This window comes from Sphingobacterium ginsenosidimutans (genome assembly GCF_039536865.1).
Lineage (GTDB): Bacteria > Bacteroidota > Bacteroidia > Sphingobacteriales > Sphingobacteriaceae > Sphingobacterium > Sphingobacterium detergens.
In genome coordinates this window covers 224,199-248,496 of the sequence record NZ_BAAAZK010000008.1, presented here as the reverse complement: position 1 = coordinate 248,496, position 24,298 = coordinate 224,199, and the positions used below count along the sequence as shown (strand labels likewise).

General features: G+C 43.7%; 15 protein-coding genes. 13 read left to right on the top strand and 2 right to left on the bottom strand.

What is annotated here, in order from left to right:
- Position 1 precedes the first annotated feature (1 nt).
- The 13 genes from ABFX33_RS21475 (at position 2) to ABFX33_RS21415 (ending at position 21,675) form a co-directional block, all read left to right on the top strand.
- Entirely contained in the window at positions 2-1,276 is a 1,275-nt protein-coding gene (locus ABFX33_RS21475; RefSeq protein ID WP_346088158.1) for a sugar isomerase, read from the top strand.
- 12 nt (positions 1,277-1,288) lie between these two features.
- Positions 1,289-2,653, top strand: a complete 1,365-nt coding sequence (locus tag ABFX33_RS21470) for an FGGY-family carbohydrate kinase (protein WP_346088157.1) — start codon at positions 1,289-1,291, stop codon at positions 2,651-2,653.
- Between the two features lie 108 nt (positions 2,654-2,761).
- A complete protein-coding gene (locus ABFX33_RS21465) occupies positions 2,762-6,238 on the top strand; it encodes a SusC/RagA family TonB-linked outer membrane protein (RefSeq protein ID WP_346088155.1) in 3,477 nt (1,158 codons plus the stop codon).
- Between the two features lie 136 nt (positions 6,239-6,374).
- The gene (locus tag ABFX33_RS21460) at positions 6,375-7,961 is read left to right on the top strand and encodes a RagB/SusD family nutrient uptake outer membrane protein (protein WP_346088153.1); all 1,587 of its coding nucleotides are present in this window, start codon (positions 6,375-6,377) and stop codon (positions 7,959-7,961) included.
- A gap of 174 nt (positions 7,962-8,135) precedes the next feature.
- Complete coding sequence (locus ABFX33_RS21455) at positions 8,136-8,957, top strand: phytanoyl-CoA dioxygenase family protein (RefSeq protein WP_346088151.1); 822 nt, start codon at positions 8,136-8,138, stop codon at positions 8,955-8,957.
- Positions 8,951-9,781, top strand: coding sequence for a sugar phosphate isomerase/epimerase family protein (locus ABFX33_RS21450; RefSeq protein WP_346088149.1), 831 nt, complete (start codon positions 8,951-8,953; stop codon positions 9,779-9,781). Before ABFX33_RS21455 ends, ABFX33_RS21450 begins: the two co-directional genes overlap by 7 nt.
- Before the next feature lie 10 nt (positions 9,782-9,791).
- On the top strand, positions 9,792-12,656 hold the full coding sequence (locus ABFX33_RS21445; protein WP_346088147.1) for a glycosyl hydrolase: 2,865 nt from the start codon (positions 9,792-9,794) through the stop codon (positions 12,654-12,656).
- Positions 12,657-12,659: 3 nt separating this feature from the next.
- Positions 12,660-14,144, top strand: a complete 1,485-nt coding sequence (locus ABFX33_RS21440; RefSeq protein WP_346088146.1) for a glycoside hydrolase family 28 protein — start codon at positions 12,660-12,662, stop codon at positions 14,142-14,144.
- A 10-nt stretch (positions 14,145-14,154) separates the two neighbouring features.
- Positions 14,155-14,880, top strand: a complete 726-nt coding sequence (locus tag ABFX33_RS21435) for a glycosyl hydrolase family 28 protein (RefSeq protein ID WP_346088144.1) — start codon at positions 14,155-14,157, stop codon at positions 14,878-14,880.
- A gap of 13 nt (positions 14,881-14,893) precedes the next feature.
- On the top strand, positions 14,894-16,363 hold the full coding sequence (locus tag ABFX33_RS21430) for a glycoside hydrolase family 28 protein (protein WP_346088143.1): 1,470 nt from the start codon (positions 14,894-14,896) through the stop codon (positions 16,361-16,363).
- Between the two features lie 68 nt (positions 16,364-16,431).
- The gene (locus ABFX33_RS21425; RefSeq protein WP_346088142.1) at positions 16,432-18,243 is read left to right on the top strand and encodes a CocE/NonD family hydrolase; all 1,812 of its coding nucleotides are present in this window, start codon (positions 16,432-16,434) and stop codon (positions 18,241-18,243) included.
- Positions 18,233-19,507, top strand: a complete 1,275-nt coding sequence (locus ABFX33_RS21420; RefSeq protein WP_346088140.1) for a M28 family metallopeptidase — start codon at positions 18,233-18,235, stop codon at positions 19,505-19,507. The genes ABFX33_RS21425 and ABFX33_RS21420 overlap by 11 nt, the downstream gene beginning before the upstream one ends.
- Before the next feature lie 50 nt (positions 19,508-19,557).
- Complete coding sequence (locus tag ABFX33_RS21415) at positions 19,558-21,675, top strand: right-handed parallel beta-helix repeat-containing protein (RefSeq protein WP_346088139.1); 2,118 nt, start codon at positions 19,558-19,560, stop codon at positions 21,673-21,675.
- A gap of 277 nt (positions 21,676-21,952) precedes the next feature.
- Here the strand turns inward: ABFX33_RS21415 and ABFX33_RS21410 are convergent, their stop codons facing one another.
- Together ABFX33_RS21410 and ABFX33_RS21405 are read right to left on the bottom strand one after the other, a co-directional pair.
- A complete protein-coding gene (locus tag ABFX33_RS21410; protein WP_346088138.1) occupies positions 21,953-23,251 on the bottom strand; it encodes an acetylxylan esterase in 1,299 nt (432 codons plus the stop codon).
- A gap of 20 nt (positions 23,252-23,271) precedes the next feature.
- Positions 23,272-24,273, bottom strand: a complete 1,002-nt coding sequence (locus tag ABFX33_RS21405) for a GRP family sugar transporter (RefSeq protein WP_346088136.1) — start codon at positions 24,271-24,273, stop codon at positions 23,272-23,274.
- Positions 24,274-24,298: the final 25 nt, after the last annotated feature.

Here is a 24,298-nt window from a genome sequence, read left to right as displayed (position 1 = left end):
TATGATTTTAGACCCATGTGCTATTGAAGTACATAATGACCGGCTCCGGGGGAAACATCGGCGTGCCTTTGACTTTGTTTCTCATGAAATTTCACACATTGAAGACATCTTAGAAAAGCTACAAAAATTTCAGATCGCGATTCCCAGTTGGGCACTAGGTACTGGAGGTACACGTTTTGGACGTTTCTCTGGCGCTGGTGAGCCCGCCACATTAGAACAAAAAATTGAAGACGTGGGCTTGCTCCATGCATTGAATAGGTCGAGTGATGCAATTTCTTTGCACATCCCCTGGGATATCCCCAAGGATGCAAATAGATTAAAACAATTCGCGAGTGGTTTGGGTATCCACTTTGACGCGATGAATTCAAATACTTTTCAAGATCAACAGGGGCAGCAACACAGCTATAAGTTTGGATCATTGCACCATGTTGCCCCAGCTGTTCGCCAGCAGGCTATTGACCATAATATCGAAGTGATACGTTATGGTGAAGAGCTTGGATCCAAATGTTTATCGGTATGGCTAGCTGATGGTTCATCATTTCCCGGACAGTTGAATTTTCGTCAGGCATTTCAACATACACTTTCCAGCCTGCAGGAAATCTATCGTCATCTGCCAGCGGATTGGAAGTTATTTGTCGAATACAAGGCTTTCGAACCTTACTTTTATTCGACAACCATTGGCGATTGGGGACAATCCCTCTTGTTGACAAATAAGCTCGGCCCCAAAGCATTCACGCTGGTTGATCTGGGACATCATCTTCCCAATGCAAATATTGAACAGATTGTCTCCCTCTTGTTGATGGAAGGTAAATTGGGTGGTTTTCATTTCAATGATAGCAAGTATGGCGATGATGACCTCACGGCAGGATGTATGAAACCTTACCAGCTGTTTTTGATTTTCAGCGAACTGATTGATGGCATGGATGAAAAAGGAATAGCCCACGATTCGGGGTTGGGATGGATGATTGATGCCTCGCATAACCTGAAGGATCCTTTGGTGGATTTATTACAATCTGTGGAAGCCATTAAAATCGCCTATGCACAGGCCTTATTGATCGATCGGAAGTCCCTTCGGGAGGCTCAAAACCAAAATGATGTTGTTGCCGCCCAGGAGATTTTACAACAGGCTTTTCGTACAGATGTGAGGCCGCTGCTAGCCGAAGCCCGCTTGCGCACTGGTGCTGCACTCGATCCGATAAGTTTATTTAGAACGTTGTGTATACGGGAAAAACTGGTAGAAGAAAGAGGACGTAATAGTGTAGCGACAGGCCTTTAAATGACAACCGACATGGAAAATAAACCTATACCTGTCGTTGCCGTATTTGATGTTGGAAAAACAAATAAAAAACTGCTCTTATTTGATCAAAATTATCAAGTAGTCTGGGAGCGTTCTGCTCGATTTATGGAAACTGTAGACGAAGATGGGGATCCCTGCGAAAATTTGGAGAGCCTGCGTCTATCTATATTTGATGCCCTACATGAGGTGCTGCGTAAGCATGAATTTGATATCCGTGCAATTAATTTTGCGTCGTATGGCGCCAGTCTGGTGTATGTTGATGTCGATGGGAAACCTTTAACTCCCCTGTATAATTACCTTAAGGAATTTCCATTTGCTATTCAACAACAACTCTACAATACTTATGGCGGAGAGACCGTTTTTGCCTTAGAGACTGCATCCCCGCCATTAGGAAGTCTTAATTCCGGTTTACAGCTTTTGCGCCTTAAGCGCGAGCGACCTGATTTGTTTCGGCATATTGCCCATGCGATGCACCTGCCCCAGTATTTAAGCTTCTTGGTTTCGGGCCAACTTTGTGCGGACTTGACCAGCATAGGTTGTCATACTGCACTTTGGGACTTCAATAAAAATAACTACCACCAATGGGTGGAGGATGAAGGACTGGTCAATGTCTTTCCGAAGATATTTCCTGGCGATACGGCATTTGAAAGTACGTTCTTAGGGAAATCTTATCTGGTAGGTGTGGGCTTACATGACAGCTCTGCAGCATTGATCCCTTATCTTCTGTTCTTTCAGGAACCTTTTGTCTTAATTTCTACCGGGACCTGGTGTATTTCCCTGAATCCCTTTAATGAAACCAGATTGACGATGAGCGAACTTCAACAGGACTGTTTATTCTATTTGTCTTATTTGGGTAAGCCGGTAAAGGCATCGCGCTTATTTGCCGGATATGAACATGAAATACAATCAAAACGTATTGCGGATTTCTATCAGGTGACAACAGCCAAATTCAGATTAATGGAAATTGACTGGGGCATTATTGCCTGTTTGGAAGCTGAAGATCATACCACTGAATTAAAGTCTTTTGAAAAAATAGACTTAAAGCGTTATGACAATTATGAAATAGCCTATCATAGCCTGTTATTTCATTTGGTGAAAGCACAAGTTGCAGCGACCAAATTAGTATTGCAGGGCACAGCTGTATCACGGATATTCGTTGATGGTGGATTTAGTAAAAACCCCATATACATGAGCCTAATGGCTCGCGAGTTTCTGGATATTGAGGTGTTTGCGGCAACGATGCCCCAAGCGACAGCCTTGGGTGCCGCACTACTTATGCATCAACATTGGAATACATCTACCATACCAGCCAATTTATTGGAATTGAAATTATTTACGTCGCACAATATTTCGTAAATCATTTTAGAACAGGATAGTACGGTACGGCTATTCAGTTTGTTTTCTATTACTTCGATATAGAATTACGAACAAATTAAACCAAAATTAATTAAACCTCTAATCAGAATGGAAAGTAAATTAAAACATTACTCATTAGTTCTTTGCGTGACAATGCTGATGGGGATGCCGTTCACGTTAATTGCCCAGATCGCGAAAACTATTCAAGGTCATGTGGTCAATAGCAAGAATGGCCAGCCCATTGCCGGTGTCTCGGTTAAAGAAGTCGGCGGTAAAAATGCCAGTTCAACCAATGAAAATGGTGATTTTACCCTGTCCGTAAGTAACAACAAGGTTGTTCTTTCAGTCCAATATGTGGGGTACATGACCAAAAGTGTTGAAGGTATTGTCGGTACCCCGCTTCGTGTCGAACTACAGGAGGATAATACGATACTGGATGAAGTTGTGGTGGTAGCTTATGGGGAAGCTAAAAAGAAAGACCTGACGGGATCTGTATCGACGATCGATAATAGGGCATTAAACATGCAATCCAATTCTACCGTCAGCCGGGCGCTGGAAGGGGCCGCTCCGGGTATACAGGTTTCAGCGGTAGATGGTCAACCGGGGATAGACATGGGGATTCGGGTGCGTGGTATCGGTTCCGCTAGTCAGAATACGTCAAATGCACTCGTTGTGATCGATGGTGTGCCCGCGCAAAATGATAACCCACTAGCAACACTAAATCCAAAGGATATCCAAAGTATATCTGTCTTGAAAGATGCTGCATCCACAGCACTATATGGTGCACGGGGAGCAAACGGTGTGGTTTTGGTGACAACAAAGAAAGGGATGTCCGGCAAAACACGGATTTCATTTGAAGGCAAATTAGGCGTCAATCAGGTAGGTCCCTACCAGTTTGACAAAATCTCTGATCCAAAAGATATTTATGAATTTGCCTGGCTTTCGATTTATAATTCAGCACGCTACGGAGTGGATGGAACGGGAATCTCAAAAAGATATACCACCAATGTGCAGAATCCCAATATGTCACATGAACAGGCCGCCGAATTTGCGAGTGCTCACCTGTTTGATTATATCGGTTCAACTACTAAATTTCAGCGGAACAGCTTAGGAAACTGGATGTTATATGATGTTCCCGGTGCCGTTTATACGCCATCTGGTACGGGTGCCGATGCGAGTTCAACCATGAGTGGTTCTTATCTCGTGAATACGGATGGTAAATTAAATCCCAATGCGCGTCTGCTTTTTAGCGATCGTTATGACGATTACTTGCTGGAGAATAGACTACGGCAGGATTACGACCTGTCAGCTTCTGGTGGTAATGAGAAAGTAAGTTACTTTATTTCTGGCGGATACCTTGAGGATCCTTCGTATATCCGCGGCTCTTCTTTTAAGCGCTATAACGGTCGTGCCAATTTTGATGCGCAGGTCAATACCTGGTTGAAACTAGGCGCTAACATTGGTTATTCCAATCGAACCACCCAATCGCCAGCGACACGCTTTGGACGGAATCCAGGTAGCTCAACAGCAAATGTATTTCGTTTTATAAACGGGCAAAACCCCTTGGTTCAGCTGTATGCACGTGATCAGAATGGCGCATTGATTAATGAAAATGGAGAAAATAAAGTGCATGTGCTTGCGGGAGATACCTATTCTCCACTTGGTCTGACCTCAGCTGCGCTTTCATCGACGAATGTGTTGACAGTATTAGACAATGATCTGGATCGACGTGTATCTGATGACTGGACAACACGGGTTTATGGGCAGGCTAAATTTCTCAATGATTTTACATTTACAGCGAATGTTTCGATGGACAAGTTCAACGAAATGCGTACCCGCTATTGGAATAGCGAATCAGGACAGGCTGCCGGTATAGGTGCTTTTGGCAAAACAGCATCCAATACAACGATCCTGAATCTTCAACAATTGCTTAACTATTCAAAAACAATTGGCTTGCATAATTTTGAGGGACTGTTGGGACATGAGTATGATTCGTTCAAAAACGAGCAACTCAATTATCGCTCATCTTATTCCTTGATCGATGAATTTCCATCGTATATCAATTTTGTAGGACGTTATGATGGTGGTACCTTCCCTAATCCCGGAGGCGGCGAGGACAAACGGACGATGGAAAGTTATTTTTCTAGAATCAACTATAACTACAATGATAGGTACTTTTTCCAGGGTTCCGTACGTCGGGATGGATCGTCGAAGTTCAAACTGAAAGACAAACGTTGGGGCACTTTCTGGTCCGTTGGTGGAGGTTGGCGTATCGATAGCGAGTCATTTATGCAAAATGCCAAAAACTGGATTGATCTCCTGAAAATACGGGGCAGTTATGGGGTGATCGGAAACCAAAATGGTATCTCCAATTATTCGGGGTATCAGACCTGGAGTTATTCAGCCACCTACACCCAGACCACAAATGGAACTGGCATACCTGCTAATATTACACTAAATCAAAATGCCTATGTTAATGATCAATTGACTTGGGAAAATATCCATACGATGGATGCGGGTATTGATTTTAGTTTCCTTGGACGGGTACGTGGATCGCTTGATTATTATAACCGTGTTACGGTGAATGCCATCTGGAACCAGCCAATAGCCATTTCAAAAGGACAGTCTTCGATCGCAACGAATTCAGCAAAAATAGGTAACAAGGGATTTGAAATTGATCTCTCTGTTGATATCATTAAGAAGCCGGATTTCAATTGGACAGTATCCACCAACGGAACACATTATACAACAAAATTAAAAGCAGTACCCAATGGTGTAGGGTCAGATGCGTTGGGTGGGAATTGGACTGCAGGTACAGATGCCTGGGCAGCTGCGGGAACCAGTGCTGTGACCAATATTACTTACTTACGTGGGGTAAATAAAGATTTCTTTAACCTCTATATGTTAAAATACGGTGGCGTAGATCAGGCTACAGGCTTACCGCTATTTTACCATCAGGTCACCAAAGCCGATGTCGATGCGGGTACTTATCCTGGATATAAGGAGGGCGAGAGTCTGACAACTACAGACTATTCAAAAGCAAGCCGATATGAAATGGGAAGTGCGCTTCCTAAATGGATTGGCGGATTTAGCACTTCTTTACGCTATAAGAACTTTGACCTATATCTTGCTTTGGCTTATCAGCTGGGAGGAAAGTTTTTCAGCACAGAATATGGAAACAACCTGTATGTCAGCGAGGATCCCGGTAAAGCGCTCTCTTCCGAACTTATTGGTAACACATGGACACCAAATAATACAGGTGCAAAATTCCCGATGGTGATGTATGGTAATACTTATGGTAATGGTGCTACCACAGGGAGCTGGTTGTACAGTGATCTCGGCCTGTTTAGTGCTTCGTACCTTAATTTTAAGAATATCACTATTGGGTACACTTTGCCGGAAAATGTACTGGCAAAAATGAAGATCAAGAAACTCAGAATATTCGCTTCAGGGGATAATCTTTTTATGAAAACGGCCCATTCGGGAATCGATCCACGTCAATCACTGGTGGGTGGATTTGAAGTGGCGGCCTATTCTTATCCTACTATGCGGACATTCTCGGGTGGTGTCAGTCTGGAGTTTTAATGTTAAAATGAATTCGACTATGAAACCATCATGATTTATTCAAACCGAGCAAAGCGAGTACATGAATGCCGCTTAAAACATACACTCGATGAATAAATCTGATAGCTTCATCATAACTGAATAAAAAATTATACAGATGAAAAAGATATTTTTATGTGCATTGGCAGTGACATTATTGTTTTCTTGTAGCAAGGATCTGGATATTGCTCCGCCAAATAGTATTACGGATGAACAGATTCGGAAGCTGCTCGAAAGTGGTGACGAAAAGAAGATCCAGGCGGTGCTTGGTGGTATGGCCAACAATATGCCTAAATTGATCAATTTTGGGGCACTGTCCTCCGAATCACGTTATGGCAGCAACCAGGGATTTGATGTGATGCGTAATCTGGAAGGGAATGATATTGTTCTTGGAAATAGATTATTAAATATTTTCGGTTCGGATGAATACAATCTGCTGGATTTTATTTCTGATGCTTCCGACAAAAACACACCTTACTGGAACTATGCTTGGAATATGGTTAATACAGCCAATAAAATGCTGAATTATCTTAATCCAACAACGGTTGGCACCAATAAAAAACTGCAGGAATACAAAGGCCGCGGGTTGATCTTACGTGCCTATGCGTACAACTATCTGATGGAAAACTATCAGAATGCCTACCTACAGGGGGGGAAGAGCAAATTGGGCATGCCACTCTATGATACTTATTCTCCAGTTCAGGAAAGCAAGGCCCGATCCACAGCGGACGAAACGTATGCTTTCATTAAAAATGACATCAACGAGGCTATTCGACTATTTAAAGAAGCAGGAATTGGTTTTACAGCAGATCCCTCTGACTTTGATCTTGGTGTAGCCAATTTTATGTTGGCTAAGGTGTCGTTATGGACAGGCGATTGGAATACTACCATCAGTGCCAGCAATGAAATTCTGAGCAAGTACCCAACCTTGATGAGCCAAGCCATGTACGGTGCGACCAATAAGGGAACACAGGCCACTCCTGAAATGAGGCCGGAGCAAAATGGTTTTCTCAACATCAGCATCAATCCCGAAGTACTTTTTGGTTTTGCTCTGGGCGAGGCAGTAACAGTGCATAATTGGTGGATGAACTGTTTTGCTGAAGGCAATGGTGGGATTGGTCAAGGGTTCCAACGTATAGACAACCGTTTATATGCCCAAATAGATAATCGTGACTACCGTGTAAATTGTTTTATGGCTTCAGATTGGGGGGATTATACTTATCCAACAAATGGCGATAAAAGGACAATACCTTTGTATACGAATCTCAAATTTGCTGCTACCCACGGTCTGGGCAGTGATGACAAAAAGAATGTCGGCCGTGTGAGTTGTTACTATATGCGCAGTTCGGAAATCCTGCTGATGAAAGCGGAGGCCCAAGCGCAGAATAAGGATGATCAGGGTGCGAAACAAACACTCAATACTTTGTTGGCTGCACGCACAAAATCTGGGACAACGCCATTGACCTGCGATAACTATACTTCCATGCAAGGTCTTTCGGCCTTGGAGATGGTACAGTTTCAAACAAGGTTAGAACTCTGGGGCGAAGGAGGACGCGAATTTTATAACAACAAACGCTGGAATATCGCTATCAACCGTGCCGCATCACCTACGCACGTGGATAAATCTAGCTATCCTGTTAATAAAATGACCTTACAGATTCCATTGGATGAAATGTTGTACAACAATAAAATGGTGCAAAACTAACCAAATCAAAATGGGACAATGATGCTTACATAATCAGACACTTGCATGATCTTATCATTTGGGGCATGCAAGCTGTGCTGATTATTTGCAGGATAGTTCAGGATACAATTTCGTTCGATCTTGCGTAATTTGAAGTAGCTGAATATAACTCCATAAAACCTAAAATTTAATGATATGAAGAACCAATTGACCGAAGAACAGATTGCATTTTACCAAGAGAATGGTTACATCGTTATAGCAGATTTTCTGGACGCGGAAGAGTTAGCAACATGGCAAAGAATTGTTTTCGATGCGGTGGAGCAGCGTGCCGGAAAGAAGATGCCCGGAAAGGAGGCAAAAGTAGGGGAAGATGATGGTATTAATAAAGATGCCGACTATTTCGGAAAAGTATTTGACCAGTTATTGAATCTCTGGCAGACGAGCGATCAGGTAAAGGAACTGATGGTGGATAAGCGTATCGGTGAGATGGCGGCGAAACTTGCTGGCGTTGATGGTATCCGCATCTGGCACGATCAAGCGCTCTTTAAGCGCCCCTTTGCGAATCCTACAGCTTGGCACCTCGATACACCTTTTTGGTCCTTTTTCGACCGTAAAGCGCTCTCGATATGGATTGCTCTGGACGATTCTACCCTAGAAAATGGATGTATGTATTTCGTTCCCCAGTCGTATAAACATACGGGATTTGAAAATCTGGGTATCGGAAAAAATATGGGGACAATTTTTGAACATTACCCGCAAATGGCAAAGGTAAATCCTGTGGCAACACCGCTTAAAGCGGGCAGTTGTACCTTTCACAATGGATTGACAATCCATGGTGCTGGCCCTAATATGACCAATGGATTTAGACGGGCTATGACCTGTGCATATATGCCTGATGGGAATGTCTACAATGGACAGGCAAACATCCTACCGGATGATTATCGGGGGACATTACAGGTGGGTGACTTATTGAACAATGATGAACAAAATCCGCTAATCTACCATACAGCATGGTAAAACTGGATTTCTTTTATCCAAGATGGGGAAGTGAACATATTCCTTGGGCAGATTTCCTCGAACGTGTTCGGGCAGCGGGTTATTCTGGGGTGGAGTGGTTTCCTTTCGGAGAAAACATAGACCCAATATCGGTGCTGCAGTTGCTAAGTAAGTATAAATTAAAATATAGCATCGTCACTTGTGTGCTGCAAGGCTTTGACACAACGGCGGCTTATTTTAAACTATTGGAGGAACAACTTGCCTATTATGGGAAGTTGGCGAAAGCATATGCTGCACCTGAATTTATTTCGGTACAGATGGGACGAGAATACTTTTCTCCTGTCGATGTCCTACAAGGTTTGCGCCTATGTGAAAGAATCGAAAAGCAGTATGGAATCGAAATCTTTCAGGAAACCCACCGTAATAAGTGGAGTTATGGCTTGCATACCGTGATACCAATGTTGGAAAGCTATCCGGATCTGAAGCTTACCTTGGATATTTCCCATTGGTTTTGTGTTTCGGAAAGTTTGCTGGAAGATCGGCAGGAGGAACTAGCCCGCATCTTGCCGCAGGTGAGACATATACATGCACGGGTCGGTTATACACAGGGACCGCAGGTCCCCGATGTCAGAAAGAAGATGTACCGCGATATTGTTGCTGTCCACCTGACCCTTTGGCAACAATGGATAAACCTGAATAAAAGCAAATCCTGCTTGACCATAACGACCGAATTCGGTCCGCCGCCTTATCTTATTTCGTCTGGAAACCGCGAAAGGGACAATGAACGGCAATGGCAGCAAAACCTTTGGATGAAGAGATACTTATCGAGGCATCTCATCACCTAAATTCTATATTATGAAGCGAAGACTATTTTTACAGCAGAGCAGTCTACTTGGAGCCTCCTTTTTTCTTGCCAAGAATTTAAAGGCCTTCGGTAGCAATAGCCATGCGGATACAGACCCTTATTTTAATTTGTTTCAGGCTCCCTCAACGGGTAATAGGCCTTTTGTACGCTGGTGGTGGAATGGAAATAAGGTCAACAAGAATGAACTGCGTCGTGAACTGATGTTACTCAAAGAGGCGGGGATAGGTGGGGTGGAGATCAATCCGATTTCTTTTCCCAAGCGAACAGATGATCTAGGGATTCCCTCGCTGAAATGGCTGAGTCCAGAATGGATTGATATGGTGCAGTATGCAGCTACGGAGAGCAAGAAAATCGGACTGACTGCCGACCTTATTGTCGGATCCGGTTGGCCTTTTGGTTCCGAAGACCTGAAAGAAGAAGAGACCGCCCAAGTTGTACTGGTTCATTGTGAATCCATTGAAGGGCCCACACGTTATGCGGTCAGACCCTACCATATTTTCAATATGATCGATCCCGCGGTCACGGATAAGAATCCGTTGCGAAACCCAGAGATCCTGTCGGTCAAACTGGTCAAAGATCCCATGGAATCGATGACCGAAGTGATCGATTATACGGACAGGATCAGTGCGGATAAAATTGAGATTGATGTTCCCCCAGGTAATTACGTGCTGTATGTACTGGTGAAATTTAAAGCATTTGCGTCAGTTATCAATGGCGCACCAGGAGCAGCTGGATCCATCCTAAATCATATGGATAAGCAGACTGTAACCCGTTATTTGGATCGGATGTCTACCCGTATGCAGGAGCAGATCGGCCCACTAAAAGATTATGTGCGGGCGCTGTTTACTGACAGTATGGAGCTGGAGGGATGTAATTGGTGTGATGATTTTGCTGTCGAATTTGAGCGCCGGCGAGGATATGATCTGATGCCTTATTTACCCTTTATCTTATTCAAAGTAGGAAGGTTGGGTGCTGTTGTGGATGAAAACTATGGTGCCAAGAAAAGCAAAGAGCTCAGCGAGCTCTTGAGCCGTGTACGTTTTGATTATGAATTTACCAAAGCATGCTTATTAAAAGAACGTTTTACCGATACCTATGTCAATTGGTGTCGTTCACTTGGGGTTAAGTCAAGGGCGCAAGCCTATGGGCGGGGATTTTTTCCACTGGAGAGCAGCCTGGAGTATGATATTCCAGAAGGAGAATCATGGACGACAAACTACTTGCGGCACAAGCTGGGGGAGGAGATGTCTGACGAGGATTACCGTCGGGGGCGTGGCTATACCATGATCGATAAGTATGTTTCTTCGGCAGCACATCTCAAAGGAAAGCGGCTTGTCAGCTGTGAGGAAATGACCAATACCTACCTTGTTTTTAATACACAACTGGAGCTACTCAAGTTGGGCTCCGATCAGAGTGCTTTGTCGGGTATTACACATTCCGTCTGGCATGGATTCAATTATTCGCCACTGGAAGCGCCTTTTCCAGGCTGGATTCAATATGGCTCCTTTTACAACGAACGCAACAACTGGTGGCCGTATTTTAAATATTTAAATGATTATAAAGCCCGTCTTTCTTCGCAGCTTCAGCAGGGAGATTATTATGCCGACATGGCGATTCTACCAGCAAACTATGACCTGTGGACGGAAAACGGTGTACAGACCGATCCTTTCCCTGAGAAACTGAATGTTCCTTATACCTCATTGCTTTGGGAAGCCATCAGTAAAAATGGGGGGAATGCGGACTATATCACCGAAATCATTTTACAGGACTGCACAGTAGAAAAAGGAAAACTTTGTTATGGTAAAAGACGATACAGCGTGCTGTTTCTACCGGGGATCAAACGTATGTCACCCGCTGCGATGTCGCGGTTGGTGGAATTTGTAATAGCTGGAGGACGTGTTATCGCGATAGAAACGCTCCCGCAGCAGAGTTTAGGCCTACAAGATTACATAAAAAAGGATGAAGAAGTACGCCAACTATTAAAACGATTACAATCTTATCCCGATCGTTTTACAGCGGTCAAAAAGCCGCAGGACAATAATTTTATGGACTGGTACCGTCTCCTCATGCGGAAGTATCAGCTTCCGCATTATTTAAGGATGGATCAGCCAGACCGTTATGTCATGCAGATGCGTTATATGCGCGATGATGGAAGTGAATGTTATTTTATCCAAAATGCGCATCGACTGAACAGTACCACTATAAATATTTCGTTTACGGCACCTGAAATTCGAAAGCAGAATTGTTGGTTATGGGATTTAGATAGTGGTAAACGCTTTCGCGTAGAACTAGACAAGGAGAATAGTTTGTTGTTAGATCTCGGCCCAACAGATGCCTATCTTTTTGTATTTGATCAGCACCGTGGGGGCGATACTTGGCAACCGCTGTCCACTACGGGAAACAATACCCTGGATTTGACTACCCAGTGGAATGTTGAGCTGCTGCATAAACAGGAGGGCGGTTCAAAACAAATTCTCCTATCTCGTCTAGTTGATTTTAAAGACGATGAGCGTTTGATGTGGTTTTCGGGAACGGCCATTTATCGGCGTTCGTTTTCCTGGTCAGCGGGGGACAATGTTCTGTTGAATTTAGGTCGTGTAGCGGGTGTCTCTGAAGTTTTTGTCAATGGAAAATCACTTGGGGTAAAATGGTATGGAAGACGGATCTATAATCTCATAGGGAGCCTCAAGCAGGGCGATAATCAAATCGAAATCCGCATTACCACAACCATGGGGAATTATATGAAAACACTCAAGGACAATGAAAATGCCCAGTATTGGGTCAACCGCAAGGGGAGAGAACAAGAAATGCAATCGATGGGCTTGATCGGTCCAGTTACTTTATATACAAGCTAACTTATGAAGATATTACCTATTTTTTTGATTATCATCCAGGCGCTGACGTTTCGATTGGCGGTTGCCCAGGATTATAAAGCCATGGATTTTGGTATCAATGGCGACGGCCAGGCGCTTAATACACGTTCTATTCAGGCTGCCATTGACTACATTACGGACAAAGGCGGGGGAACATTGCGCTTTACCCCCGGCAATTATGTTACCGGATCGTTTTATTTAAAATCCAATGTGACTTTGCATCTCGAGCAGGGCGCAAACCTACTGGGGTCAAACAATCCCTTCGATTATCATAAAGATACAGTGGTCAACTGGCAATCGATGATCTATGCCATCCGGCAACACAATATTGGCATCGTAGGGAAGGGGACGATCAATGGTCGTGGATTTCAAACGGCTATGAATGCGCTTCAGAACGTGCATAAAGGAATTGTACAGGATGAACTGAAACTCGATCGCCTGCGCGAGTGGAACCGCCCGGAAAATATTTACTTCCGCGAGTGTAAGCATGTTGTGATAAAGGATATTACGCTACGGGATCCAGGAAGCTGGAACCAGACTTATGATCAATGTGAAGATCTTCATGTCGAAGGCATTTACGTAGATAGTAAATCGTATTGGAACAATGATGGTATCGATGTGGTGGACTGTAAGAATGTGGTGATCCGGAACTGCTTTTTTGATGCGGCAGATGACGCCATCTGTTTTAAATCTCATGATGCGAATGCCGTCTGTGAAAATGTACTTGTCGAAAACTGCACCGCCCGCTCAAGTGCCAGTGCTTTAAAATTTGGGACAGTGTCCCGTGGGGGCTTTCGAAATTTTGTTGTCAAAAATCTGGTGGTGTACGATACCTATCGATCCGCCATTACCTTTGCTGCGGTGGATGGCGGTTTTGTTGAAAACATTCTGGTGGATGGCGTACGCAGCATCAATACTGGAAATGTTATTTTCCTGCGTATCGGTGACCGCTGGAGCAAAGGCAAGAAGCCTTTTATGAAGAATATCACCATCCGGAATGTATATGCTGAGGTTCCAGCAAATAAACCTGACCTGGGCTATAGCTATGAAGGTCCTGTCGAAGATATGCCACGGAACATTTCGCCGGCAAGCATTATAGGGCTGCCTGATCATAAGATTGAAAACGTTACCCTTGAAAATATTGAAATGGTCTATCCCGGAGGTGGAAATGCCCTTTACGCTTATCGTGGTACGGATGCGAAATCCTTGGATGGGATCCCAGAGATGGCAAATGCCTATCCTGAGTTTTCGCAATTCAAGGAACTGCCGGCCTGGGGACTATATATACGCCATGCAAAACAGATCAATCTGAAAAACGTTTCCTTTCGCATAAAGAGTACGGATTATCGTCCCACCATTGTCGCCGATGACCTGGAGGGGGGAGTCTGGGATTTTAAATCCTATCTAAATGGACAAGTATTGAAGGATAGTTTCCATTTACATCAGTCAAAAGAAATCAAAACCAATTAGATCGCGCATCATGAAAAAGTATCTATTTTTAATTTTTTTATGGGCGAGCTGTTTTAGGTTATTCGCCCAGGATTACAATGCATCTCTTTTTGGATGTAAGTCCGATGGAATAACCAATAACACGGGCTCCATTCAATATGCCATAGACTATATCGCCAAAAAAGGCGGCGGAACATTACATTTTTATGTAGGGCGTTACCTAACTGGCTCTTTTAGCTTAAAATCCAACGTTTCCATTGAATTACATGAAGGGGCTGTATTGTTGGGGAGCAGCAATGTTTTCGACTACAGTAGCCTGAATGGAAAAAGAGCGCTGATCACTGCTGTTGGCCAATCCAATATTCAGATCAAAGGAAAAGGCGTTATTGACGGGCAGCAACAATTGCTGCAAACCCACTTAACAGCATTACGTCAAAAAGGATACATCTCATTATCAGATCAACCTGAAGATATCAGTCTGATTTATTTGCAGGACTCCAAACAGATTCAGGTAAAAGGTATCATGGAACTGAATCTGCCGGGGGCAGCGCAGTTTGTCGATCGATGTGAAGATGTGACATTCCAGGGTCTGGATATTAATTGTCCGGGTGGTATTGGCGTATACGTTAGAAATTCCAATAAAGTAATCCTGTCCAATATCTTTTTTAGGGCCATCGAGAGCGCGTTGGTCGAAAGCGAAGGAAACCAGGGGCTGACGAAAGAAAACAGTCGCCTGGCTAATGGAAAATCTATCTAAAATGGGAAAGAATATGAAAATCAATATCATCATGGTCATGATCTTCCTATGTGGGGGGATGGTGACCTTAAATGCCAAAGAATATAATGCCTCTCTGTTTGGCATCAAATCGAATGGAACAACACTCAATACAACGTCCATTCAACGGGCGATCGATTTTATTCACGAGCAAGGTGGTGGAACCTTACGGTTTTATGTGGGACGCTATCTTACAGGTACACTTGTGATGAAAGAAAATGTACATATCCAATTGGAAGAAGGAGCTATTTTGGTGGGCTCAACCAATATTTACGATTATAATATTGATGTGCCCAATTGTGCATTGATCTATGCCAATGGGGCGAATAATGTGACGATAAAAGGCAAGGGTGTCATCGATGGGCAAGGTCGGGAGGTCGCCTATAATCTGTTGGCACAGATTCAGAGTGGTGTGCTGAAAGATCCGCTGGATTATGATCGTCCACGGAATAGAAGACCAAAAGCAATTTATATGCGGTCTTGTGAAAATGTGCGTATTCATGGTATTACGATCCGAAATTCAGCTGATTGGGTGCAGGTTTATGATCAATGTGTCAATACGGTTGTTGACAGCATTACAGTTGATAGCAAGGCCTTTTGGAATAATGACGGTATCGATATTGTAGACTGCCGAAATTTTAAGTTGTTGAATTCATTTATCGATGCATCGGATGATGCCATCTGCCTAAAATCCCACGATGCTGCCAAGATCTGTGAAGACGTAGAAATCCGAAACTGTACGGCACGTTCTAGTGCTAATGGAATCAAATTTGGAACTGTATCTGCTGGGGGCTATAAGAATATCAAGATCATTAATAATAAGGTATATGACACCTTTCGTTCGGCATTGACAATTGCCACACCCGATGGAGGACTTGTGGAAGATATTGTTGTCGACAGCTTATCTGCATTTAATACCGGAAATCCCTTTTATCTGCGTATTGGCGCTCGTTGGAATAAGGGAAGAATAGGGTCTATCAATAATATTCTGATTCAGAATGTAAAGGTGGAAGTCGCAAAAGATAAACCGGATAGCGGTTACTCTTATGAGGGGCCTATTGAGGATAATCCGAGAAATACCTCCCCATCAAGTATTGTCGGGCTAAAAGATGCACCCATTCGCAATGTGATATTCCGTAATATAGAAATCACTTATCCTGGGGGATCAAATCCAAATTATGCCTATCGGGGGACAAGTAAAGCTGAACTGGACAGCATTCCGGAGATGGAGGCAGCTTATCCGGAGTTTTCGCAATTTAAAGAACTTCCAGCATGGGGATTCTATGTGCGGCATGCGGAAAATATACATTTTGACCGGGTCGTGTTAAGATTAAAAGACAAGGAGTATCGACCGATGCTGGTCTTTGATGATGTAAATGGTTACTCACTGTCACAGGTGAAGCAGTTGGGGGCAAAAGGTAAAAAGGAGCTCGTTGCGGTGGATTCCAAAAAAATAAAACCCTGAGCTGATTCTATAATCCGCTAAAAAGAAATAATATGCGATGCTATTGGGTACTGATTTTTTTATTGTCAATGACAAGAGTCTCCGCGCAGAATACAGCGCAAGATTCCGTATATGTCTATGCACATTATACCAAAAAGGAGGTCTACATCCCAATGCGGGATGGGGTCAAGCTCTATACGGCCATTTATATGCCAAAGGATACCTCGATAAGCTATCCGATTTTGATGACACGTACGCCGTATAGCATCGCGCCCTATGGTGAGCAGTCCTTTCGTATCCCAATTGGTCCCAGTATGGAGTTTGCAAAAGAAAAATTCATCTTTGTATACCAAGATGTGCGGGGTAAGTATAAATCTGAAGGTGATTTTGTTGCCAATAGGCCCTATACCGTCAAAGGTAGTCCAGCACAGACCAATGAATCCACGGATACGTACGATAGCATTGACTGGCTCGTCAGACAGTTGAAGTCCAATGGGAAAGTGGGTATTTGGGGCATTTCTTCCCCAGGAATGTATGCTTCCATGTCATTGATTGATTCCCATCCCGCGTTGGCGGCCGTCTCTCCGCAAGCGCCCGTGACCGATTGGTTTCTTGGAGATGATCGGCATCACAATGGTGCTTTTATGTTGATGGGGAGTTTTTCCTTCCTTTCCTCTTTCGGAAAGAAACGAGATTCCATCGGAATCAGAGGACCAGCAGGTTTTTCGGGTTATGGAACAGACAATGCCTATTCGTTTTTTCTCAAAGCTGGAGCGCTCAAAAATCTGAATACGCGTTTTTTGAAGGGGGAGAGCATACTGTGGAACGACATGATGATCAATGCCGATTACAACGACTATTGGCAAGACCGGGCTTATTTGTCCCATATCCGTGAAGTAAAACCACAGGTACTTGTGGTCGGAGGTTGGTTTGATCAAGAGGATTTATACGGTCCGCTGAAAACATATGCGGCTTTGCGGAAGATAGCACCTGATCGTGTCAAACTGGTGATGGGCCCCTGGTATCACGGCTCCTGGACCAAGGGTACGGGTCGAAATTTGGATAGCCTGGACTTTGGCCAGAATACGGCTGTTTATTATCGTAAGGAAGTCGAACTACCCTTTTTTGTCAACCACCTTAAAGCAAAAGGAAGAGATACGCTGGCTGCAGCTACCATATTTGTGACCGGTGAGAATAAATGGTCCACACACGAGACTTGGCCTACTGTCAGTACCAAGGTACAACCGTTATTTTTTACAACGGAGATGAAATTGAGTTTTCAGCAAGCTGCCAAGGCACCCTCGTCATATGTATCCTATTATTCGGATCCCAATAAGCCCGTTCCCTACACAAGGGAGAAAACGGTTTTAAGAGGGTATAAGTATATGTATGAAGATCAATATTTTGCTGGGCAGCGACCGGATGTACTGGTTTTCGAAACCGATGTTTTGACTGAGGACCTTAAATTAATGGGTAATATACAGGCAAATTTGTTTGTCAGTAGTAGCGGTACGGATGCTGATTTCGTCGTTAAATTGATTGATGTGTACCCCCATGCAAAAGGCGATAAGCTCTCCGATTGTCAATGTCTGATTCGCGCCGAGGTGATGCGGGCCAAGTATAGAAAAAGTTTTTCCCATCCGGAGCCGATGAAACCCAACCGGATTCACGAAATTCGCTTTGATATGCAGGATGCAGCACATGTGTTCAAAAAAGGGCACAAGATTATGGTGCAGGTGCAGAGCTCCTGGTTTCCGTTGGTGGATCGAAATCCACAGCAGTTTATGAATATTTATGAGGCGTCGGATGCCGACTTCAAAAAGCAGGAACAACGGATTTATTGTCAGGGTAAATATGCATCCTTTATTTTATTACCGATTGTTAATTCTCATGAAAACTAAGATTTTTTATTTGTTTATTCTTTTGCTCAGTGGCATCTTCCCGCTGTGTGCGCAGGTTGATTATGCGCGGTCCGTGGTAAAGGTTTTAGCCTCCAAGGCTTATGCTGGAAGGGGCTATGTATTTGACGGTGACCGAAAGGCAGCAGCTTTTATTGCTGCTGAATATCAAAAAAATGGACTTTTACCTTTGGGTACTAACTATTATCAACCTTTTTCCATGCCCGCAAATGTTTTTCCCAAAGACGTAAAAATAGTGGTGGATGGCCGAAAACTCAAGCTGGGCGAGCAGGCACTGATTGAGGCCGCAAGTCCTTCCGTCAACGGTAAATTTATGCTGACCGAAATTACGGTTCCTACAGATCCTGTCGCTTTGGATCAGTTGATTCATAACCCGCTATTCAAGGATAAATTTCTGGTCGTAGATGAGCGTGCCGCCTTAGCAACGATGAAGGCCGATCAGTTTCGAATGACCTTGCTGCGCCTTGCTTCCGGGGGGTACTATAAAGGAATTTTGGTGCAGACCGATCAAAAATTGCTTTGGCGCGGAGCGATAAACCAACTTAATCGACCAATTGTCTATGTGAAAAATAATAGTGTTATTCCACTGGAGGGAAAGGTTATACAGCTCAAGGTACATGCGGTTTTTCAGGAAAATTACCTGACCAATAATGTCTGTGGGATGATAAAGGGCACGAGCGAATCTGATTCTCTGATTGTGATCACAGCACATTATGATCATGTTGGTGCCATCGGTAAACGAGTGGTATTTACAGGTGCAAATGATAATGCCAGTGGTACGGCCCTACTTTTATATCTGACGACCCACTATCGGCAGTATCCACCAAAATATAATACCGTATTCTTGGCTTTTTCAGGCGAAGAAAGCGGTTTGCTCGGTTCCACTTTTTTTGCGGATAATCCGCTCATCGATCTGCGGAAAATTAAGTTTTTACTCAATTTTGATATGGCCGGAACAGGGGACGATGGAATTCAGGTCGTCAATGGTACGATCTTTAAAGACCAATTTGAACAATTGGTAGCCATTAATAAGGAGAAAAAATATCTACCTGAAGTCAAAGTACGTGGCCCGATGAACCGAAGTGACCACTATCCTTTTTATGCGAAGGGAGTTCCGTCATTTTTTATCTATACGCTAGGGGGCATCGCTGCCTATCACGATATTTATGATCGCTATGAAACATTACCTTTTACACGATTTAATGAGTATGTGCGGTTGATGATTGACTTTATCAAAACCATATAGTCGCTTATGGATCGCAATGATCCTTTTGCCCGGTAACTAAATGACCTGTTATGACACAACATCATAATTATTTGAGATTCATCCGTATCGCATTTGTCTATTGTTTGCTGAGTTTGATTACCGTGGCTGCCTATGCACAACTGGAAGTGTTTGTTTCCATGAACGGTGATGATAAATCCACAGGCAGTATGGATCGTCCGGTAGCAAGCCTGGAGCGTGCAATCGAGTTGCTTCGGGAGCGGAGAACTACGGATCATGAGGGGATGGCAATTATACAGGTACGGGAAGGAACGTACGCTTTTGTACATGGAATTTCACTGGACAGCAAGGATAATAACACCCTGATTCAGGCCTATGGTAAAGAATCCGTCACTTTTAAAGGTTCAGTGGATTTGGCTCCTACAGCTTTGAATAAGCTACGGGAAAGTGACGGTATCAGTTATTACGAGATAAATCTGCTACAACATGGAGTAAGGGATCTTGGTAAATTGCGTAACGTTGGTTTCTCCCGTGCAAGTGGCAATGCCGCAGGCGAGTTGTTTGTCAATGGCACAGCCTTCCATCTTGCGCGTTGGCCCAATCAAGGGATGGTTGCCATGGGTAAGGTTATCGATGCGGGTTCTATTCCACGAAATAAAGATCTGAGTCATCGGGGCGGAGTTTTTCGGTATAAGGACTCGCGCATTGATCGGTGGGCACAAGAGGATGATCCTTGGGTTGCTGGTTATTTCAAATGGGGATATGCTGATGATATGGTTCGTGTGAAGAGTATTGACCGGGAGAAACGGACCATTACAACGCTTGAACCGACCTTATATGGCTTTGATTACAAGAAAAAATATAGACAATGGTATGGTGTCAACCTATTGGTTGAACTGGATACTGTGGGTGAGTTTTATGTAGATAGAAAGCTAGGGACACTCTCATTCGCGCAGGATAAGCCAATTACAAAATTGAGCTATTCGGTGTTGGAAGAACCTTTTTTTAGTCTGATCGGAACTGAATTTGTAAAAATCAAAGGTATTCAATTTGAAGAATCCAGGGGAATGGGGGTTTATATGCGCGATACGAAACAGGTGCTCATCGAAGACTGTACATTCCGTAATTTAGGCAGTTTGGGTATTGCCGTCGGATTTGGAATCAAGCCCTTTGAGCAGATGCAACATGAAGGTTCAGGTGAACCACAAGATAACAGTATCGGAGACCTTCATCAACATATCTATAGTCATCCCACATTTGATCATCAGGGTGGAGAGTCCAATGTGATCCGTCGGTGTCATTTTTATCGCTTGGGCGCCGGTGGTGTTTCCTTATCAGGAGGAAATCGTTTGGAACTCAGCAAAGGTAACAATCGCATTGAACATTGTGTTTTCTCGGATTTGAATCGCTTGGAAAAATCCTACCGCCCAGCAATTGCACTCTATGGGGTAGGGAATGTGGTCAAAAATTGTGAGATCGCCGATCTGCCAAGTATGGCCATTCTTATCCACGGTAATGAACATACCATTGAATACAATTACATCCATCGTGTGGCACAGGAAGTTGACGATCAGGGCGCGATTTATATTGGACGGGATCCTTCGGAGCGAAATAATCTTATCCAGTATAATTTGCTGGTAAACATCCCGAAAAAACTAAGAACTTCAGGGATATACCACGACGATGCTTCCAGTGGAACAACAGTCGTTGGGAATATTTTTGTGAATGCGGGCGAGCGATCCGCATTTATCGGGGGCGGATCAGATAACAGGTATGTCAATAACTTATTTGTTGCTGCGGGAAGGTGGGCCGTTCGTGTAGACAATCGTTTGGAAAACTGGTTGAAGAAGCTCAATGTATATGGATCGGGCAATCTGTTTTATGATCGCCTGGTCGGTGTACGTTATCTAATGGATCCCTATCGCAGTGCCTATCCAGAACTGGCATTACAATTCGATCGTGGCGGGAGACCAAGTGGAAATGTTTTTCAGGATAACCGCTTTTATAATTGCAAACGAACTTTAAAAGGAAAAAGAAAATGGTTGGCCTGGGATCAAAGTAATGCGGCGAAATATCTGCCTAGTCTCGTGCAAGATTACCAGAGGATGAATTTAAAAGATTTAAAGAAAACCTTACAAAGCCAAGCGACACAGCAGCATATTCCCATTGAGCATATTGGGCCACAATAGCGATAGCGTGCTAACTGTTTGTGAAATAAACGAATTCCTTATCAGGACAGTTGGGATTGCACTTGGCCGTCAAGAGCAATAGATCTTGCCGGAGAAGCTTAAAAATTGCGCAAGATGAGTATATTTCTAGCGGTAAAAACGGATGTGTTAAAGGACAAATGGGATTGAAACCAATGTATTGATACTTAGAAAAAGATAGAAAAGAACTATCGATATCTGCTGGGGGGTACTTTAAGGAAAAACGGAATCTAATGATACTAGATTCCGTTTTTTGTTATTATTTCATTTTTTCGGTTTGCTTTCTTATCCAGTCGAACCATTCATTTTTTTGATCGGGATGCGTCCAATGTCCGGTTTCCTTATAGATACGTAATGCTTTTGGTGCACTGATCCCATTGTAGCTGGCATACATGGAAGTTGGCGGACATACGACATCATTGAATCCCCAGGAATAGAAGCCCGGTACACGAATACGTTTAGCGAAGTTGACCACATCATAATAGGAGAGTGTATTTTCAAGACCATTGATCTTCTTCAAAACGCTGTAGTTGTTGGGGGCAAAATAATGGGGCCATCCACCCGCACGATGATGCAGATAACCTGTGACATCTGATAGTGCAGGATAAAGTGCAGCTACCGCTGTAACACGTTTATCCAATGCGGTGGTTACGATGCTTAGGGCACCGCCTTGGCTTCCCCCCATGACGATCAGGTTTTTTCCATCCCATTCTGGCAGGGAGGATAGATAGTCATTGGCCCGTATACAACCTAAATAAACCCGTTTATAGTAAAATTGATCTTTATCCTGGAGGTTATTGTTATAATATGCACGCAGGGCCCCGGCAGCGAGATCTTTGTAAACGACGGAATCCAAATCCACCGGAATGCCATGTATTCCGATGCTCAACACAATCATCCCTTTGGAGGCCAGTTCAATCTCCGGACCATAGGGACGGACCCCAGCTCCAGGTACACGTAAGACGGCGGGATATTTGCCCGGATCGGAAGGGACACTAAGTATTCCATAGATTTTACTGTTTCCGATGTTGTTGAAAGATACTCGGAAGACATCAACTTCCACTGTGCTTTTGTCTGGCAATAAGGTCTTCGTTGCCAGCATGGGAACAGATTTGAGTTCCGAAATAGCCTTATCCCAAAAAGAATCAAAGTCATTAGGTGTATGCTGTGTTGCCACAATCTTTTCGGGTGAGAAACCGATGGTGCAGAGTTTTTTTGTCTGCTTTCCATTTTGGGTTACGACGACTGTACAGCGTAAAAATCCCGGCTTTTTTAAGGTAAAAGCGTCACTTTTAAAATGTCCTGAAAAATCTCGAATCTGTTCTTTGACAAAGGGATTTACCATTTCGGGCCCAATCTCATAGGAAACACTATCACCTTTGAAGGGTTGCCCGTTAGCTTGGATACTGATATCAAAAATGACTTGATCTCCTGGTTTCGCAAGCCAGTCAGCATAGGCAGTCTTAATTTCAATAGCTAGTTTTTCGGACTGGCCTCTGCTACTGAAGACACAAAGCAAGAATAGTATTGAGAGGAAAAATTTGTTGATCTGTTGCATGATAAGCGATTCTAAAGAGATTATTTACCCGCTTCAATAAGAAGCAGAAGTCCGATAATAAATAAGATAAACATGAGCGTCAGCAATATAACGACCTGCCTGGAGGCACCTTTAAATTCCCGCCAGATAAATACACCCCAGAGTGCAGCGACCAATGTCGCACCCTGCCCCAGTCCATAGGAAATGGCTGGTCCGGCTTTACCGGCCGCAATAAGGTTGAGCGAGTTGCCAATCCCCCAGATGATACCCCCTAGGAGACCGACAGTATGTACGCTAAAATTTCCGTTGAAATATTCTTTATAGCTCAAAGGTGGGCCATTTAATGGTTTTTTCATCAGCAAAGTGTTAAAAATAAAATTGCTCAATAAAATACCCGCCGAAAAGATAAATACGGCGGTATATGGGGTCATCTTTCCGCTTGCAGGTGCCTCAAAATTATCAAGGTCCATGGCAGAAGCAATAAAGCGATAAAAAAGCGACATCAGAAGCCCAGCCAGGAGGCTTAATAATAGCCCTTTGGAAGAGCGGTTGTTCTGTGTTTTTGTTACTTTTTTGTATGCAATGGCATTGATGATAATGGCAATAGCGATACAGATGACCCCTATGAATAGGAGAGTAGGGTTTCCTTTGGTTGCAGCAATATAGTTGATCAGTACACCTAAAATCAATGCAGTCCCGATACCGACGGGGAATGCCACAGCCATCCCCGCTAGCGCGATGGCCGAAGAAAGAAGGATATTGGCGGCATTAAAAATAATTCCCCCCAATAGGGCATTGAAAATATGCTGGGATTCCGCCTGTTTCAAATCCGCGACAAAAGGCCTGCCGAGCTCGCCATGGCTACCCAATGTAAAGGCAAAGATCAGCGAAAGCAGAAAAATACCTAGTATGTAATCCCAATAGAAAAGTTCGTAGCGCCAGTTTTTGTTCGCTAATTTTTGAGTGTTTGCCCAGGAACCCCAGCAAAGCATTGTGATGATGCAGAAAAATATGGCCTGTGCATAGCTGCTTACAATAAACATAGGGTGATATTTGATCCGTTAATTT

What these genes read in the sequence shown, in the direction of transcription:
- ABFX33_RS21445 (WP_346088147.1), top strand. Translation starts at nt 9,792, where the DNA reads ATGAAGCGAAGACTATTTTTACAGCAGAGCAGTCTACTTGGAGCCTCC.
- ABFX33_RS21455 (WP_346088151.1), top strand. Translation starts at nt 8,136, where the DNA reads ATGAAGAACCAATTGACCGAAGAACAGATTGCATTTTACCAAGAGAAT.
- ABFX33_RS21430 (WP_346088143.1), top strand. Translation starts at nt 14,894, where the DNA reads ATGAAAATCAATATCATCATGGTCATGATCTTCCTATGTGGGGGGATG.
- ABFX33_RS21415 (WP_346088139.1), top strand. Translation starts at nt 19,558, where the DNA reads ATGACACAACATCATAATTATTTGAGATTCATCCGTATCGCATTTGTC.
- ABFX33_RS21470 (WP_346088157.1), top strand. Translation starts at nt 1,289, where the DNA reads ATGGAAAATAAACCTATACCTGTCGTTGCCGTATTTGATGTTGGAAAA.
- ABFX33_RS21460 (WP_346088153.1), top strand. Translation starts at nt 6,375, where the DNA reads ATGAAAAAGATATTTTTATGTGCATTGGCAGTGACATTATTGTTTTCT.
- ABFX33_RS21450 (WP_346088149.1), top strand. Translation starts at nt 8,951, where the DNA reads ATGGTAAAACTGGATTTCTTTTATCCAAGATGGGGAAGTGAACATATT.
- ABFX33_RS21410 (WP_346088138.1), bottom strand. Translation starts at nt 23,251, where the DNA reads ATGCAACAGATCAACAAATTTTTCCTCTCAATACTATTCTTGCTTTGT.
- ABFX33_RS21435 (WP_346088144.1), top strand. Translation starts at nt 14,155, where the DNA reads ATGAAAAAGTATCTATTTTTAATTTTTTTATGGGCGAGCTGTTTTAGG.
- ABFX33_RS21465 (WP_346088155.1), top strand. Translation starts at nt 2,762, where the DNA reads ATGGAAAGTAAATTAAAACATTACTCATTAGTTCTTTGCGTGACAATG.
- ABFX33_RS21425 (WP_346088142.1), top strand. Translation starts at nt 16,432, where the DNA reads ATGACAAGAGTCTCCGCGCAGAATACAGCGCAAGATTCCGTATATGTC.
- ABFX33_RS21405 (WP_346088136.1), bottom strand. Translation starts at nt 24,273, where the DNA reads ATGTTTATTGTAAGCAGCTATGCACAGGCCATATTTTTCTGCATCATC.
- ABFX33_RS21440 (WP_346088146.1), top strand. Translation starts at nt 12,660, where the DNA reads ATGAAGATATTACCTATTTTTTTGATTATCATCCAGGCGCTGACGTTT.
- ABFX33_RS21475 (WP_346088158.1), top strand. Translation starts at nt 2, where the DNA reads ATGATTTTAGACCCATGTGCTATTGAAGTACATAATGACCGGCTCCGG.
- ABFX33_RS21420 (WP_346088140.1), top strand. Translation starts at nt 18,233, where the DNA reads ATGAAAACTAAGATTTTTTATTTGTTTATTCTTTTGCTCAGTGGCATC.